Annotated in this window: 18 protein-coding genes; 17 read left to right on the forward strand and 1 reads right to left on the reverse strand. The window is 40.8% G+C overall.

What is annotated here, in order from left to right; translation table 11 throughout:
* Positions 1–241: 241 nt before the first annotated feature.
* The 7 genes from P8610_RS06305 (at position 242) to P8610_RS06335 (ending at position 5090) form a co-directional block, all read left to right on the forward strand.
* Positions 242–706, forward strand: a complete 465-nt coding sequence (locus P8610_RS06305) for a YpiF family protein (protein WP_394603613.1) — start codon at positions 242–244, stop codon at positions 704–706.
* 119 nt (positions 707–825) lie between these two features.
* On the forward strand, positions 826–1329 hold the full coding sequence (locus tag P8610_RS06310; RefSeq protein ID WP_289495324.1) for a ubiquinol-cytochrome c reductase iron-sulfur subunit: 504 nt from the start codon (positions 826–828) through the stop codon (positions 1327–1329).
* 3 nt (positions 1330–1332) lie between these two features.
* Positions 1333–2004 carry a menaquinol-cytochrome c reductase cytochrome b subunit gene (gene qcrB, locus P8610_RS06315; RefSeq protein ID WP_066241815.1) on the forward strand — a complete coding sequence of 224 codons (672 nt, stop codon included), beginning with the start codon at positions 1333–1335 and terminating at the stop codon, positions 2002–2004.
* A gap of 48 nt (positions 2005–2052) precedes the next feature.
* Positions 2053–2820 carry a menaquinol-cytochrome c reductase cytochrome b/c subunit gene (locus tag P8610_RS06320; RefSeq protein WP_289495325.1) on the forward strand — a complete coding sequence of 256 codons (768 nt, stop codon included), beginning with the start codon at positions 2053–2055 and terminating at the stop codon, positions 2818–2820.
* 61 nt (positions 2821–2881) lie between these two features.
* The gene (locus P8610_RS06325) at positions 2882–3448 is read left to right on the forward strand and encodes a DUF1405 domain-containing protein (RefSeq protein WP_394603614.1); all 567 of its coding nucleotides are present in this window, start codon (positions 2882–2884) and stop codon (positions 3446–3448) included.
* A gap of 85 nt (positions 3449–3533) precedes the next feature.
* Positions 3534–4325 carry a sporulation protein YpjB gene (locus tag P8610_RS06330; protein ID WP_394603615.1) on the forward strand — a complete coding sequence of 264 codons (792 nt, stop codon included), beginning with the start codon at positions 3534–3536 and terminating at the stop codon, positions 4323–4325.
* An 84-nt stretch (positions 4326–4409) separates the two neighbouring features.
* Complete coding sequence (locus tag P8610_RS06335; protein WP_289495328.1) at positions 4410–5090, forward strand: zinc metallopeptidase; 681 nt, start codon at positions 4410–4412, stop codon at positions 5088–5090.
* Positions 5091–5135: 45 nt separating this feature from the next.
* Here the strand turns inward: P8610_RS06335 and P8610_RS06340 are convergent, their stop codons facing one another.
* On the reverse strand, positions 5136–6008 hold the full coding sequence (locus P8610_RS06340) for a YitT family protein (protein ID WP_394603616.1): 873 nt from the start codon (positions 6006–6008) through the stop codon (positions 5136–5138).
* Between the two features lie 142 nt (positions 6009–6150).
* Here P8610_RS06340 and P8610_RS06345 point away from each other — a divergent pair, with 142 nt between their 5' ends.
* The 10 genes from P8610_RS06345 (at position 6151) to panD (ending at position 14253) form a co-directional block, all read left to right on the forward strand.
* Complete coding sequence (locus P8610_RS06345) at positions 6151–6492, forward strand: nucleotide pyrophosphohydrolase (RefSeq protein ID WP_394603617.1); 342 nt, start codon at positions 6151–6153, stop codon at positions 6490–6492.
* Complete coding sequence (dapB, locus tag P8610_RS06350; RefSeq protein WP_394603618.1) at positions 6489–7292, forward strand: 4-hydroxy-tetrahydrodipicolinate reductase; 804 nt, start codon at positions 6489–6491, stop codon at positions 7290–7292. The genes P8610_RS06345 and dapB overlap by 4 nt, the downstream gene beginning before the upstream one ends.
* Positions 7293–7303: 11 nt before the next feature.
* On the forward strand, positions 7304–7720 hold the full coding sequence (gene mgsA, locus P8610_RS06355; protein WP_289495332.1) for a methylglyoxal synthase: 417 nt from the start codon (positions 7304–7306) through the stop codon (positions 7718–7720).
* Positions 7717–8409, forward strand: a complete 693-nt coding sequence (bshB1, locus tag P8610_RS06360) for a bacillithiol biosynthesis deacetylase BshB1 (RefSeq protein ID WP_394603619.1) — start codon at positions 7717–7719, stop codon at positions 8407–8409. Before mgsA ends, bshB1 begins: the two co-directional genes overlap by 4 nt.
* Positions 8410–8419: 10 nt before the next feature.
* Positions 8420–9559: an N-acetyl-alpha-D-glucosaminyl L-malate synthase BshA gene (gene bshA / locus P8610_RS06365; protein ID WP_289495334.1), complete on the forward strand. Its 1140-nt coding sequence runs from the start codon at positions 8420–8422 to the stop codon at positions 9557–9559.
* Positions 9556–10737, forward strand: coding sequence for a CCA tRNA nucleotidyltransferase (locus P8610_RS06370; protein ID WP_394603620.1), 1182 nt, complete (start codon positions 9556–9558; stop codon positions 10735–10737). Before bshA ends, P8610_RS06370 begins: the two co-directional genes overlap by 4 nt.
* Positions 10725–11711, forward strand: a complete 987-nt coding sequence (locus P8610_RS06375) for a biotin--[acetyl-CoA-carboxylase] ligase (RefSeq protein WP_289495336.1) — start codon at positions 10725–10727, stop codon at positions 11709–11711. Before P8610_RS06370 ends, P8610_RS06375 begins: the two co-directional genes overlap by 13 nt.
* Before the next feature lie 453 nt (positions 11712–12164).
* Entirely contained in the window at positions 12165–13004 is an 840-nt protein-coding gene (panB, locus tag P8610_RS06380; RefSeq protein WP_394603621.1) for a 3-methyl-2-oxobutanoate hydroxymethyltransferase, read from the forward strand.
* On the forward strand, positions 13001–13885 hold the full coding sequence (gene panC, locus P8610_RS06385) for a pantoate--beta-alanine ligase (protein WP_394603622.1): 885 nt from the start codon (positions 13001–13003) through the stop codon (positions 13883–13885). The genes panB and panC overlap by 4 nt, the downstream gene beginning before the upstream one ends.
* The gene (panD, locus tag P8610_RS06390; protein ID WP_289495339.1) at positions 13870–14253 is read left to right on the forward strand and encodes an aspartate 1-decarboxylase; all 384 of its coding nucleotides are present in this window, start codon (positions 13870–13872) and stop codon (positions 14251–14253) included. The genes panC and panD overlap by 16 nt, the downstream gene beginning before the upstream one ends.
* Positions 14254–14288: the final 35 nt, after the last annotated feature.

Below are 14288 nucleotides of genomic sequence, written 5' to 3' on the forward strand. Positions count from 1 at the left end.
CGAGCCATATGAAAAATACGAGCCATATGAAAAATACGAGCCATATGAAAAATACGAGCCATATGAAAAATACGAGCCATATGAAAAATACGAGCGCCATATGAAAAATACGACACCTAGACACATCTAGAGTTTACCGTCTCCTCTTTATCCGCCACATTTTTAAAAACCAATCAGCTTATGATAAAAGAAATATGGTACGATAAAAGCAGTACATACCAAGTAAGGAGAACTTCATAACATGAAATGGAAAACGAAAGACGCAGATGTATTCTTAAAGTCTGGGGAGTATGTGGACTCTCTCTTAATCCCATTAACGCCTGTAAGTTTTACACAAGATTTCAAGTCTAGTGTAACGATGGCGGAGTATACAGAACTTCTTTGCGGAGAAATGGAACGCCAGCTGCACGGCAGATTATTTTTAGCGCCTAATTTTACTTATGTAAAGAGTGAGCCGGCTATAGAAAGATTAACAAGTTTTATAGAACATGTTACAAATTCCGGACACTTTAAGCACATTTTTTTGATGACCTCGGACGTATATTGGAAGGAATTCGAACAGCGTTTAAGTGGACAACTTTTTTGGGTGCCTGCTCTGCCGCTTGATAGCATGGATGAAAACTATAAGCTTGAAGTTGTAAAAGAACAGGTAAAACCTTTATTTCAGCTTATTTTTAACGATTGGCAAAGAAGTATAAATTCGTAATATTTACCACATGTCATATTGACATTAAAAGACAACATAAGCTATCATGTTTATGTCCTAGTAATATGTGTGTAAAAGTCCGGATGGACCGTCATTTACAGCATAAGGGGGGGAAAACAATGTCAAAGGAAGATATTTCAAGACGTCAGTTCTTAAACTACACATTAACTGGCGTTGGCGGATTTATGGCTGCCGGCATGCTTATGCCAATGGTCCGTTTCGCCCTTGATCCGATTTTAAAAGAGGGTTCAGATCAAGAAATGGTAGCGGTTACGAGCGTTGAAGAACTAGCGAACGAACCAAAGCGTTTCGATTTTAAAATCAAACAAAAAGATGGCTGGTACGAGTCTGATGTAACTCAATCTGCCTGGGTTTATAAAGCGAAGAATGGTGATATCATAGCACTTTCTCCGATCTGTAAACATCTAGGTTGTACGGTAGACTGGAATACAGATCCATCGCACCCTAACCAATTCTTCTGTCCTTGCCACTTAGGCCGTTATACGAAGGATGGAACGAACGTTAAGGGTACGGCACCTCTTGCACCGCTGGATGTATATGACAGCCAGGTGAAAGATGGGAAGCTTTACTTAGGAAAGGCAAAACCAAGAAAGGGGGCGTAATGAATGCTACAAAAGATTTATGACTGGGTAGATGAGCGCCTGGATATTACGCCGCTTTGGAGAGATGTTGCAGACCATGAAGTACCTGAACACGTAAACCCCGCACATCATTTTTCTGCGTTTGTTTACTGTTTTGGTGGACTAACCTTCTTCATCACGGTTATCCAAATTCTTTCAGGTATGTTCTTAACCATGTACTATGTGCCTGATATCGTGAATGCTTGGGAATCCGTATATTACCTGCAAAATGAAGTGGCATTTGGAGTTATCGTACGCGGAATGCACCATTGGGGCGCAAGCCTTGTTATCGTAATGATGTTTCTACATACATTGCGCGTATTTTTCCAGGGAGCTTATAAAAAGCCAAGAGAGTTAAACTGGGTTGTTGGAGTACTTATTTTCTTTGTTATGTTAGGTTTAGGTTTCACAGGTTATCTATTGCCTTGGGATATGAAAGCGCTATTCGCAACTAAAGTAGGTATCGAGATTGCTATGACGATTCCTGTAGTTGGTCCTATCGCTAAAACATTCCTTGCCGGCGGAGAGATTATCGGAGCACAGACGCTTACGCGATTCTTTGCGATTCACGTATTCTTCCTTCCTGCAGCATTGTTAGGTCTAATGGGTGCCCACTTCTTAATGATCCGTAAACAAGGTATTTCCGGACCGTTGTAAAAACAAACATAAGATTTAAAGTTTCATAAGAGCAAAGGAGGGAAATATATGCATCGCGGTAAAGGAATGAAGTTTGTCGGTGACTCTCGTGTCCCTGCTGAGCGCAAGCCGAATATCCCTAAAGACTATTCGGAGTTTCCAGGGAAAACGGAAGCGTTCTGGCCAAACTTTCTTTTAAAAGAATGGATGGTAGGAGCTGTATTCTTGATTGGATACCTTGTACTGACAATTGTCCATGAATCTCCGTTGGAGAAAAAAGCAGATCCTACCGATGCTGGATATATTCCTCTACCAGACTGGTACTTCCTATTTTTATACCAGCTTCTGAAGTACAAGTATGCGGCAGGGGATTATGTTCTTATCGGTACTGTTATCATACCGGGTCTTGCATTTGGTGCGTTAATGTTGGCGCCATTCCTGGATACAGGTTTAGAGCGACGACCTTCTAAACGTCCGATCGCAACAGGATTAATGTTACTAGGTTTGATTTCTGTTACATATTTAACATGGGAATCCGTTGTGACACACGATTGGGAGAAAGCAAAGACTCAAGGTAAGATCGTCGATGTAAGTTTTGATGAAAACGATCCTGGATATAAGATTTACCAACAACAGAGCTGTGTAGGCTGTCACGGTAACACCTTATCAGGCGGAGCATCTGGACCATCATTGATTGGAACAGGATTAAAGCCAGAAGAAATCATGAAAATCGCAAAAGAAGGTAAGCCACCAGGCATGCCGCCTAATGCGTTTAAAGGTTCTGATGATGAGCTGAAACAATTAGCTGAATTCATCTCCAAACTAGAACAGAAGTAACAGTTAGAAGCCGGCTCGGTATGGGTCGGCTTTTTTTCTGAAAAGAAAAGGAGTTATGTTCATGTCATGGATACGAACAATCATTATGGAACGTTGGTTTTTAATCACTCTTCTTTGGATCAACATTTTTGGCACGATCTATGGATACTATTGGTATCTTTATCAGCTCCAAGAAACACCTTGGTTTTTTTTGCCGTTCGTTCCTGATAGCCCGACAGCTTCATTGTTTTTTGTATTTGTAATCATCGGTTTTTTAACAAAGAAACAACAAGGATGGATAGAGGCGCTCGCTGTAGCGACACTATTTAAGTACGGAATATGGGCAGTAGGCATGAATCTTGGAGGAGCATTTGTCGGAACACCATTGGATTTCGTTAACTACATGCTTATATTTTCTCATTTAGGTATGGCGGTTCAGGGTCTTTTATATGCACCTTATTACAAAATCAAAGGATGGCACATTGTACTTGCTGCATTCGTACTGTTTCATAACGAGATTATCGATTACGTATTTGATATGATGCCAAGGTACCCCGTCCTTTCTCCGTATCAAAATACAATCGGTTACTTAACATTTTGGCTTTCTGCGCTATCTGTATTTATTTTATGGAAAATAAGAAGACCTTAGCGGGTCTTCTTAATTCATCGAATATAGGTCTAACCTTGTCCCAGCTCTCATACGTTTTAGTATAAGGGTACAGGAGGGACAAAGGATGAGAAGGTTAGGATGGGCATTTATGGTTCTTTGTATGGTTTTTGGACTTTCTATGCCAGCATTTGCATCAAATCATACAGAAGTAAAAGAGTGGTCTGAAATTAATGAGCTAACGAGTGAGATCTGGGAGCTTGGTAAAATAGAACGATATGAAGAAGCGGCAAACGTTTTAAAGTTTACTACAGAAAACATTGTGCACATAGAAGATGTCGTATCCTTAGGGCCAGAACAGCAGCGTATTGTTCAAAATACTTTGGCTGATGCCCTATCATCTCTTCAAAATCCTGAGTGGTCCAAAGAGAAAAAATTAAACAAACTAACTGAGGTTAGATTATTAGTAGACGCCCTTCAGACGAGTTATGAGCCATTGTGGAAAAAAACTGGACTGATGATGCTTGAACCATTTATTACGATGGAAAAAGGGGTCAGCGAAGATGATTCTGTTGCGTTTCATCAGGCAGCCAATCTACTGCTAGAACGCTATGAAACGGTAAGACCGGCGTTAATGGTCGATTTGTCTGCTGAAGAAGTGGAACTGCTTGATGAACATGTTTCTTATGTTGACACTAACCGTAATCATATAATGACAGACACCGCACATCAGAAACAGCTTGAAACGGCAGCTGCCGATTTTGAAGCGCTATTCTTCGCTAAAAAGGATAATTCCGAGCCTTCGTTATTTTGGCTAATATTCTCGATTGGTGGAATAATTTCTTCAACATTAATTTACGTAGGATGGAGAAAATATAAGGGTGATCAAGAAGATTTGCGCGTTCCAGATAAACGCTGATTTCATGCGTATTCTTTGACAAACAATGAGCTGAAAACGTAAAATGTAATTAACAAAAGCTTTTTATATGGAGGAATGCCAACAATGGGTGGATTCTTAATCTACTTCGCAATTTTGCTTATTGTTCCCATCTGGGCACAGATGAGAGTGAAAAGCACGTACAAGAAATATTCGAAAGTTGGAAACAGCACTGGGAAAACGGGTGCTGAAGTTGCAAGAGAGATTTTAGATCAAAATGGACTTTACAGTGTTCAGGTTGAACCTGTTAGAGGAATGCTTTCCGATCATTACGATCCTCGCAGTAAAGTTGTTCGATTATCTGAAGACAACTATTACGGAAGTTCGATTGCAGGTGCCGCTGTTGCAGCCCATGAAGTAGGGCATGCGATTCAAGATGCAGAAGGGTATGCGTTCTTAAGATTCAGACATGCCTTAGTTCCTGTCGCAAATATCGGCTCGAACTTTTCGTTTTTCTTAATACTCGGCGGTATGCTGTTAAGTTCAATGAACATGTTTCTTCTAGGGATCATCTTCATGTCAGTAGCAGTTCTGTTCCAATTCGTAACATTGCCTGTAGAATTTAATGCAAGCTCACGCGCGATGGACCAAATCGTCTCAACCGGATTAATTCGTAATAACGAAGAGCGCGGCGCACGTAAAGTGTTAAACGCTGCTGCATTAACCTATGTTGCAGGTGCTCTAGTAGCGTTACTTGAACTAGCACGTTTCATCTTCATGTTCTTAGGGATGAACCAAGACGACTAATTTTATGAAACAGTAAAGCTCCCGATTAAGTATCGGGAGCTTTTTTTATCTGCCTATCGGATTTTTATCAGCATCGAGCGTGAAACCTTCGCCGATTACTTCATGTACATCATTAACCGTAACGAAAGCATGTGGATCAACACGCTCAATAACCTGCTTGATGCGAACGATTTCATTCTTAGCGATTACGCAGTACAGCACTTCACGGATATTGCCAGTAAAGGAACCTTTTCCGTTTAAGATGGTTGCACCACGGTCTAACTCTTTGATGATATCTGCTGCGATCTCCGTATTTTTGTCTGAGAAGATCATGACCGCTTTACCAGCATATGCTCCCTCTTGCATAAAATCAATCACGCGTGCACCGATAAATACAGCAACTAGTGTGTACATCGCTTCTTTGTAATCTAAGTAAACAAGGGAGATCGCGATAACTACGAAGTCAAAGATAAACATCGTCTTACCCATGCTCCAGCCTAAGAACTTATGACCAAGCCTTGCGATAATATCAACTCCGCCTGTCGTACCACCGAATCTAAAAATGATACCCAGGCCGACTCCGATAAATACACCTGCGAAAAGTGCAGCAAGCGTCATATCTTCTTTAAGATCAATGGTTACGAAGGTGAAACGCTGGAAGATAAATAAAAATACAGATACGGCAACCGTTCCGATAACCGTGTAGATAAAAGCATTCTTACCGAGCAGTCTCCATCCCACAAAAAATAATGGAATGTTTAATGCAAGGTTAGAATATGAGGGGTCAATAGAGAATAGAAAATAAAGTATTAGAGTGATCCCTGTGAAACCGCCTTCTGCTAAGTTGTTCGCCATGTTAAAATGGACAATTCCAAACGAGAAGATAGCAGATCCAAACAGGATAAAAAAGATATTTTTTAGTTTGATTGGATATTTCATATAATGCCTACTTTCCTTATAAATACGACGTTAGTTTACAATCATGCCTTCCTATTATAATCAAAATTTCATGAAATTTGTCAAACAGAAAAATTACCGATAACATAAAGAAGAATAATATAGAATGAGGAGTGTCAACATCATGGCCAACCGTACCTTAAAAGAGAGTCAGGACGTTGTAGATCAATACATATCACAATTTAAAGAGGGCTATTTCAGTCCGTTAGCAATGCTTGCAAGATTAACAGAAGAATTGGGTGAGCTTGCTCGTGAAGTGAATCATCATTATGGTGAGAAACCAAAAAAATCCACAGAAGATAGTAAGACCGTTGAAGAAGAACTCGGCGATATGTTCTTTGTTTTAATTTGTCTTGCAAATTCATTAAATATAGATTTAGACGAAGCGCTGAATACGGTAATGAAGAAATTTGAAACGCGCGATAAAGACAGATGGACACGAAAAGAAGGAGAGATAGATTCATGAATAAAATTAAAATTATTTTGGCTGGACCACGCGGGAAAATGGGACAAGAAGCATTAAAGATGATCGAGGAAACGCCTCATTTTGAACTAGTGGCAGCTGTAGACTCAAAAAATGATGGATTACAAGTAAAAGACTTATCAGGAGCTCCTGGGTCAATGGATGCTCCGGTTTATGATGATATGGAAAACTGTATACAAGCTATAGAGGCAGATGTAGTTGTAGATTTAACACGCCCGGACATCGGGAAGAAGCACCTTGAGCTGGCATTAAACCATGGGATTCGTACCGTAATTGGAACAACTGGTTTCACAAACGATGATCTAGAACGTTTAACGAAGCTGGCTGAAGAAAAAAGTACGGGTGCCATAATCGCTCCAAACTTTGCGATTGGAGCGATTCTGATGATGAAGTTCTCTAGAGAAGCAGCAAAGTATCTGCCAGATATCGAGATCATTGAGAAGCATCATGATCAAAAGCTAGACGCCCCTTCAGGAACAGCTTTAAAAACAGCACAGCTTATTACTGAAGTACGTGAAGAAAAAAGACAAGGTCATCCTGATGAAAAAGAAGATCTGGAAGGTGCACGAGGCGCTGAACTAGAAGGAATTAGGATTCATAGTGTAAGATTGCCAGGTCTAGTTGCACACCAAGAAGTCATTTTCGGGGGTGTTGGGCAAGTATTGACGATACGCCATGATTCGATAAACAGAACCTCTTTTATGCCTGGAGTCAGACTGGCTGTTGAAAGTGTAATGAACATAGAAGGCCTTGTATATGGCCTTGAAAATATTATGGAATAAGAGGGGATACTATGAAAATAGCTCTTATTGCACACGATAAGAAGAAAAACGATATGATTAATTTTACCGTCGCTTATGCACCTATCTTAAAAGATCATACTTTGTTTGCAACAGGAACGACAGGCTCTAAGATTCAGGAAGCGACAGGACTCGATATTAAAAGGTTTCAATCAGGTCCATTAGGTGGGGATCAGCAGATCGGTGCATTAATTGCTGAAAATGATCTGGATCTTGTTCTCTTTTTTAGAGATCCGCTTACAGCACAGCCGCATGAACCAGATGTATCAGCATTAATGCGTTTATGTGATGTATATCAAATTCCGCTAGCGACAAACGTTGCATCTGCAGAACTTTTTATTCGTTCGCTCGAACGTGGAGATCTTGACTGGCGAAAAATTATAGATGAAAGAGAGTCAGAGAAAAAATGAACGTTGAAACCTGGCTTGCTTTTGGCGCACATGCTGATGACGTAGAAATCGGTATGGGAGCTACGATCAAGCAAGAAACAAAAAGAGGCCGTGAAGTAGTGATCTGTGATTTAACAGAAGCAGAACTATCATCCAATGGCACAGTTCATATCCGGAAAAAAGAAGCAAAAGAAGCAGCTGTACTTTTAGGTGTAACAAAAAGAAGGAACTTGCAGTTACCAGACCGCGGGCTTTATTTGCAGCATGATTATATTTTAAAACTGGTCTCTGTGATTCGCGAGCATAAACCTCAATATGTTTTTGCGCCGTATTGGATCGATCGTCATCCGGATCACGGAAACTGTGCTCGTCTTGTGAAGGAAGCTGTCTTTTCTGCTGGAATCAAAAATGTTAAAGATCCTGGAAATTTGCCAGCTCATAAAGTGAGTAATATCTTTTACTATTTAATTAATAGCACGGAAAAACCGCACCTGTTCGTAGATGTGAGCTCTTCGTATTCTTCCAAGATTGATGCGTTAAAAGCATATCCATCTCAGTTTATTAAAACAGCAGACAGCGTAGATACTCCGCTTACGAACGGGTATATAGAACGAGTGGAAAACCGTGACAAGCTCTTTGGAATTGAAGCTGGTGCATTTTATGCAGAAGGCTTCATACCAGAACAAACTTATGTAACCAACAATTTATAAGGAGTAAGCCATGACGTTAAAAATAGGCATCACTTGCTATCCGACTGTAGGCGGATCTGGAGTGGTTGCGACTGAACTAGGAAAACTTTTAGCAGAAAAAGGGCATGAAATTCATTTTATTACGTCAAGTATTCCTTTTCGATTAGGTAAATTTTATCCGAACGTCTTCTTTCATGAGGTGGAAGTAAATCATTATTCTGTGTTTAAATATCCTCCTTATGACCTTGCGCTTGCGAGCAAGATGGCAGAAGTGGCGAAAAGAGAAAAGCTTGATCTGCTTCATGTTCATTATGCTGTTCCGCATGCGGTTTGTGCCGTATTAGCTAAACAGATGCTGAACGATAAAATCAAAATTGTCACAACCCTTCATGGAACAGATATAACGGTACTCGGATATGATCCATCTCTTAGTGAGATGATTAAGTTCGGTATCGAGAAGTCGGATGTTGTAACATCTGTTTCTCACCAATTAAAAGCAGATACGTTAGAGCTGCTTAACATCAATAAAGATATTATTCCTGTACATAACTTCGTAGATGAAAGAGTTTATTACAGAAGAAACAACGATTCTGAATTAAGAAAAACATACGGAATCAGTGAAAACGAGAAAGTGATCGTCCATATTTCGAACTTCAGAAAAGTTAAAAGAATTGAAGATGTGATTAAATCGTTTGCATTGATTCGAAAACAGCTGTCGTCAAAACTTCTGTTGATCGGCAACGGTCCCGAACTAACAACTGCCTGTGAGCTGGTCCGAGAGCTGAATATAGAAGATGACGTTTTGTTTTTAGGTAAACAAGAAAATGTAGGAGAATTGTTCTCCATTTGTGACCTGAAACTTCTTTTATCAGAAAAAGAAAGCTTTGGACTCGTATTGCTTGAAGCGATGGCTTGTGGTGTACCTGTTATCGGGACAAGTATCGGCGGTATCCCTGAAGTAATCGTTGATGGTGAAACAGGATATATGGTGAAAGTAGGAGACCCAGACATGGTAGCAGAAAAAGCCGTTGCGCTCTTACAGGACAAAGAAAAGCTGAACCTTTTTAGAGAAAATTCGGTAAGACATGTAAAAGAGAACTTTTTATCTGACAGGATCGTCTCAATCTATGAAGACATCTATTATTCTTTAGTAGAGGATCGCTCCGTATGAACGAAATGTTTCATGAAGCTTTGCCTGTTTTAAAGAAAATAGAAGAAGCAGGGTTTAAAGCTTATTTTGTCGGCGGATGTGTGCGTGATTTTTGTTTAGAGCGGCCAATCAAAGATATTGATATTGCAACGAGCGCAAGACCTGAAGAGATTCAAAGAATTTTCCCAAAGACCATTCCAGTGGGAATAGAGCATGGAACCGTTATTGTCAGACATAATCATGTGTCTTATGAGATAACGACTTTCAGGAAAGAAGATAAATACGAAGACTATCGAAGACCTTCAAAAGTATGGTTTGTTGATGATCTGCAAGAAGATCTCTCTAGAAGAGATTTTACGTTTAATGCGATGGCGATGGATACGTCATTTCACTTGATTGATCACTTTGGGGGAAGAGATGATCTTAAGTTCGGACAGATCCGTACAGTTGGAAATCCTCATCTGAGATTCTCAGAGGATCCGCTCCGCCTTATGAGAGCATGCCGTTTTATGAGTGTGTACGACATGAAGATAGAAACGGAAACAAAGAAGGCAATCGAAAAAAAAGCCCCTTTGCTTAAAAAAATTTCAACCGAACGTATTTCCATTGAGTTCATCAAACTGCTTCAAGGAGTGCAGGCGGGTCAAGCACTTGAGTTTATGAAACAAAGTGCTGTAATGGATTACCTGCCTTATCCATTGAAGGAAAAAAAGATTGATGGCTACTTAGGGTTAGAGTGGACCTTGCTTCATACCGAGGATCAACGTTGGGCTGCCATCATCCTTTTATCACAAGTTCGTGATTCACGAGAATTCTTGAAAAGGTGGAAGCTTCCAAACACCACGATCAATAAAGTTCAAGAGCTTTTATCTGCTTTTGAGGTGAGAACGTGGAGTAAGATCGATTTGTATCGAACGGGGCTTTCTACGGCATTAGAGAGTATGACGTTAAAGAGTACGATAGAAAAGGTACCTTACGAACAGGAAAAGCAAGATCTTAGAAAACTAGCTAGTGAGATTCCGATCACATCTAGAAAAGATCTACCGATAGACGGTGAAGAGATACTGAAAATCAAACAAAAAGCACCAGGTGTCTGGTTAGGCAAGCTCCTGCACGAGATGGAAGAAAAAATCGTTAAGGGAGATCTTAGCCTATCAGAATCTGTGCTTAAGGATTGGGTAAAAAGGTGGGAGCCATAATGAAAGAAGCATTATTGCATATGCTTTCAGAAAACGAAGGAGAGTTTGTATCTGGTCAAGAGATCAGTAATAAACTCAGCTGTTCTAGAACGGCAATATGGAAGCACATATCAGAACTTCGTAAAAGCGGTTATACGATAGAAGCGGTACAAAAGAGGGGATACCGATTGGTTACTTCACCAAACCTAGTTACCGCAGAAGAAGTTTCATTATATACGGGCAACGGAACGTTCGGAAAGAAAATCACGTACAAATCCTCTGTCAAAAGTACGCAAGAGATCGCTCACAGTCTAGCAAGAGAAGGAGCAGCTGAAGGAAGCATCGTGCTTGCGGATGAACAAACAGGTGGAAGAGGAAGATTAGGAAGAGCATGGCAGTCTCCAGCTGGGACTGGTGTGTGGATGAGCTTGATTCTAAAACCTAATATTCCTCTTCAAAAAGCGCCGCAGCTCACTTTGCTGATCGCGGTAGCAGCTTCAAAGGCGATCGAGAAAGTTACGGGTCTTGAAGCGGCTATCAAATGGCCGAACGACATTTTAATTAATGGCAAAAAGACTGCAGGCATCTTAACAGAGCTTCAGGCAGAAGCGGATTCCATCCATTCGGTTATCGTAGGAATCGGGATGAACGTCAATCAGGAAAGTAAGCATTTTTCTGATGAAATCGCTCAAATTGCAACAAGTCTTTCGATTGAAGGCGGACAAACGTACAAGCGAGCGGAAATAATCGGTGTTCTTCTGCAAGAGATTGAGATGTTATATCATCAATATCTTGAAAAAGGATTTGGTGTGATCAAGCTCTTATGGGAAGCAAGAGCATTCAGTTTAGGCAAGCGGATTACGGCGAGGTCTGTATCAGGCTCTATAACAGGATATGCAAAAGGGATTACAGAAGAAGGTGTACTGCTTTTAGAAGATGATATGGGTCAGGTACACTCGATCTATTCAGCAGACATTGAAATTCCTTCTCCTTAAGATAAGTACGTGATAAAATAAAATCGTAGGCGGTATCCGTGTGGAACTGCACTAAGTTTGTCTAGTTTTACCCACAAATACTATATCTGCCTAGATCCAAAATCAGGACCGGGACAGAGGGAGCAAACAACAAAAGTCTAGGATGTTTTCCTATGCCTTCTTCCTCTTTGGAAAGAAGGTTTTTTGCACTTCTGGCCCTGTTTATTAAAAGCCTTTTCCGTAGTCCTCTGCTGCTTTTGAATGAAGTTGGTTTCCGTTCCAGGCGCTCGCTTTCCTGGGGGCGTGCGGTGAGCCTCTTAGCGCTTTACGCTATTAAGAGTCTCACCTGTCCCGCTGATCCCCCAGGAGTCTCGCGCCTTGCACTTCAATCAACTTATCGATGAAGATTTTGAAAACATTCCTAAAGTAAGGAGATATGGAAAAGAGCCAAACAAATAACAGGGAGGCTAAACTATGAAAACGACGAAAAGCTTTCTCAAAATGAAAAGAGACGGCGAAAAAATTACGATGGTAACCGCTTATGATTACCCGACGGCTGTTATCTGTGAAAAAGCGGAGATGGATCTTCTGTTGGTTGGAGATTCTCTTGGCATGGTCGTATTGGGCTATGATTCCACGATTCCCGTTACGATGGAAGATATGATTCATCATACAAAAGCGGTAAAACGCGGTGCACCGAACACCTTTATCGTTACGGATATGCCTTTTATGACCTATCACGGTTCGATCGATGACACACTGAACAACTCACGACGGATCCTGCAAGAGAGTGGTGCATCGGCTGTTAAAGTTGAAGGCGGCAAACAGATCGTTCAGACGGTTGAACGGCTGACAGATGCAGGAGTTCCTGTAATGGGACATCTAGGTCTCACACCGCAGATGGTTGGTGTGATGGGTGGTTATGGTGTTCAAGCAAAAGAGGAAAAAGAAGCTGAGAGACTTATAGAAGAAAGTCTTTTGCTTGAAAAAGCAGGGGCTTTTGCCATCGTATTAGAGTGTGTTCCTCAGCAGCTTGCCGAAATCGTAACAAAAAAACTTTCCATTCCTGTAATCGGCATCGGTGCAGGTAAACATACAGACGGGCAAGTACTCGTCTATCACGATATGATCGGCTACGGGTTTCACCACGTGCCAAAGTTTGTGAAGACCTATGCTAACGTGAAAGATGTAATGGTCGAAGGACTATTAAAATATAAAGATGAAGTAAAAGCAGGTCAATTTCCAGAAGAAAACCACAGTTTTAATATGAAATCAGAAACGCTCGACTCATTGTACGGAGGAGTTAAATCATGAAGTTGATCAACAGCATCAAAGACATACAGACTTTTATTTCAGAAGAAAAAAAGTCGGGCAAAACAGTAGGGTTCGTACCTACGATGGGTTATTTGCATGACGGCCATCTTTCGCTCATGAAACAAGCGAAAAAAGAGTCTGATGTAATCGTAGTCAGCATCTTTGTGAACCCGCTTCAATTCGGGCCGAACGAAGACTTTGACAGATATCCGCGTGATCTTGAGCGAGATAAACACCTTGCTTTAGAAGCTGGTGCGGACGTACTTTTCTTTCCAGACACGAATGAGATGTATCCTGATGAGCCAGTCGTTACGGTTTCCGTAAATAAAAGAGTAGATGCCCTTTGTGGAGAGAGTCGAGTAGGTCATTTCGACGGAGTGGCCACAGTACTCACCAAACTTTTTAATATCGTTTCACCTGATTTTGCTTATTTTGGACTGAAAGATGCTCAGCAGGTTGCGGTCGTTCAAGGGCTTGTAGATGACTTCAACTTTCCTGTAAAAATTATAGGCTGTGAGACGAAGAGAGAGTCAGACGGCCTTGCGATGAGTTCAAGAAACGTGTACTTAACGGAAACTGAAAGAAGAGAAGCTTGCCACCTAAATCAATCACTGCTAAAAGCGAAGAACTGGCTATTGGAAGGTGATAGTGGTGAGGCCGAACAAAAAATGATAAAATACTTGGAGGAACATACGAGCGGTTTTGTTGAATATGGCAAAATTCTATCGTATCCTGAACTTCTTCCTCCAACACTAGATTCAAAAAAATTGATCATTGCGGTCGCTGTTAAATTCAGCAAAGCACGTTTGATCGATAATGTCATCATAGACAACATTTTAACGAGACAAGAAAGTGGGGAAGAAACATGTTCCGTACGTTAATGAAAGCTAAAATCCACCGTGCAACGGTAACTGAATCTAACTTAAACTATGTTGGCAGCATCACGATTGATGAAGATATTTTAGATGCTGTTGATATGATTCCGAACGAAAAAGTGCAGATTGTTAATAATAATAATGGAGCACGTTTTGAAACTTATATTATCCCTGGAAAACGAGGTTCTGGTGTGATGTGTCTGAATGGCGCTGCAGCACGTCTCGTTCAAGAAGGGGATGTTGTTATTGTTATCTCTTACGGAATGTATGATGAAACCGAAGCAAGACATCATGTACCGAAAGTTGCGATTATGGATAAAAATAATCGAGTACATGAGATGCTCGGAGTTGAACCTGAGGCTACTATTTATTAATTCGTTATAAACGAGCCACAGGGGAATGAGGTGAA

It is taken from the genome of Fictibacillus sp. UD (assembly GCF_043558025.1).
Taxonomy (GTDB): Bacteria; Bacillota; Bacilli; order Bacillales; family Fictibacillaceae; genus Fictibacillus.

What these genes read in the sequence shown, in the direction of transcription:
- P8610_RS06305 (WP_394603613.1), top strand. Translation starts at nt 242, where the DNA reads ATGAAATGGAAAACGAAAGACGCAGATGTATTCTTAAAGTCTGGGGAG.
- P8610_RS06310 (WP_289495324.1), top strand. Translation starts at nt 826, where the DNA reads ATGTCAAAGGAAGATATTTCAAGACGTCAGTTCTTAAACTACACATTA.
- qcrB (WP_066241815.1), top strand. Translation starts at nt 1,333, where the DNA reads ATGCTACAAAAGATTTATGACTGGGTAGATGAGCGCCTGGATATTACG.
- P8610_RS06320 (WP_289495325.1), top strand. Translation starts at nt 2,053, where the DNA reads ATGCATCGCGGTAAAGGAATGAAGTTTGTCGGTGACTCTCGTGTCCCT.
- P8610_RS06325 (WP_394603614.1), top strand. Translation starts at nt 2,882, where the DNA reads ATGTCATGGATACGAACAATCATTATGGAACGTTGGTTTTTAATCACT.
- P8610_RS06330 (WP_394603615.1), top strand. Translation starts at nt 3,534, where the DNA reads ATGAGAAGGTTAGGATGGGCATTTATGGTTCTTTGTATGGTTTTTGGA.
- P8610_RS06335 (WP_289495328.1), top strand. Translation starts at nt 4,410, where the DNA reads ATGGGTGGATTCTTAATCTACTTCGCAATTTTGCTTATTGTTCCCATC.
- P8610_RS06340 (WP_394603616.1), bottom strand. Translation starts at nt 6,008, where the DNA reads ATGAAATATCCAATCAAACTAAAAAATATCTTTTTTATCCTGTTTGGA.
- P8610_RS06345 (WP_394603617.1), top strand. Translation starts at nt 6,151, where the DNA reads ATGGCCAACCGTACCTTAAAAGAGAGTCAGGACGTTGTAGATCAATAC.
- dapB (WP_394603618.1), top strand. Translation starts at nt 6,489, where the DNA reads ATGAATAAAATTAAAATTATTTTGGCTGGACCACGCGGGAAAATGGGA.
- mgsA (WP_289495332.1), top strand. Translation starts at nt 7,304, where the DNA reads ATGAAAATAGCTCTTATTGCACACGATAAGAAGAAAAACGATATGATT.
- bshB1 (WP_394603619.1), top strand. Translation starts at nt 7,717, where the DNA reads ATGAACGTTGAAACCTGGCTTGCTTTTGGCGCACATGCTGATGACGTA.
- bshA (WP_289495334.1), top strand. Translation starts at nt 8,420, where the DNA reads ATGACGTTAAAAATAGGCATCACTTGCTATCCGACTGTAGGCGGATCT.
- P8610_RS06370 (WP_394603620.1), top strand. Translation starts at nt 9,556, where the DNA reads ATGAACGAAATGTTTCATGAAGCTTTGCCTGTTTTAAAGAAAATAGAA.
- panB (WP_394603621.1), top strand. Translation starts at nt 12,165, where the DNA reads ATGAAAACGACGAAAAGCTTTCTCAAAATGAAAAGAGACGGCGAAAAA.
- panC (WP_394603622.1), top strand. Translation starts at nt 13,001, where the DNA reads ATGAAGTTGATCAACAGCATCAAAGACATACAGACTTTTATTTCAGAA.
- panD (WP_289495339.1), top strand. Translation starts at nt 13,870, where the DNA reads ATGTTCCGTACGTTAATGAAAGCTAAAATCCACCGTGCAACGGTAACT.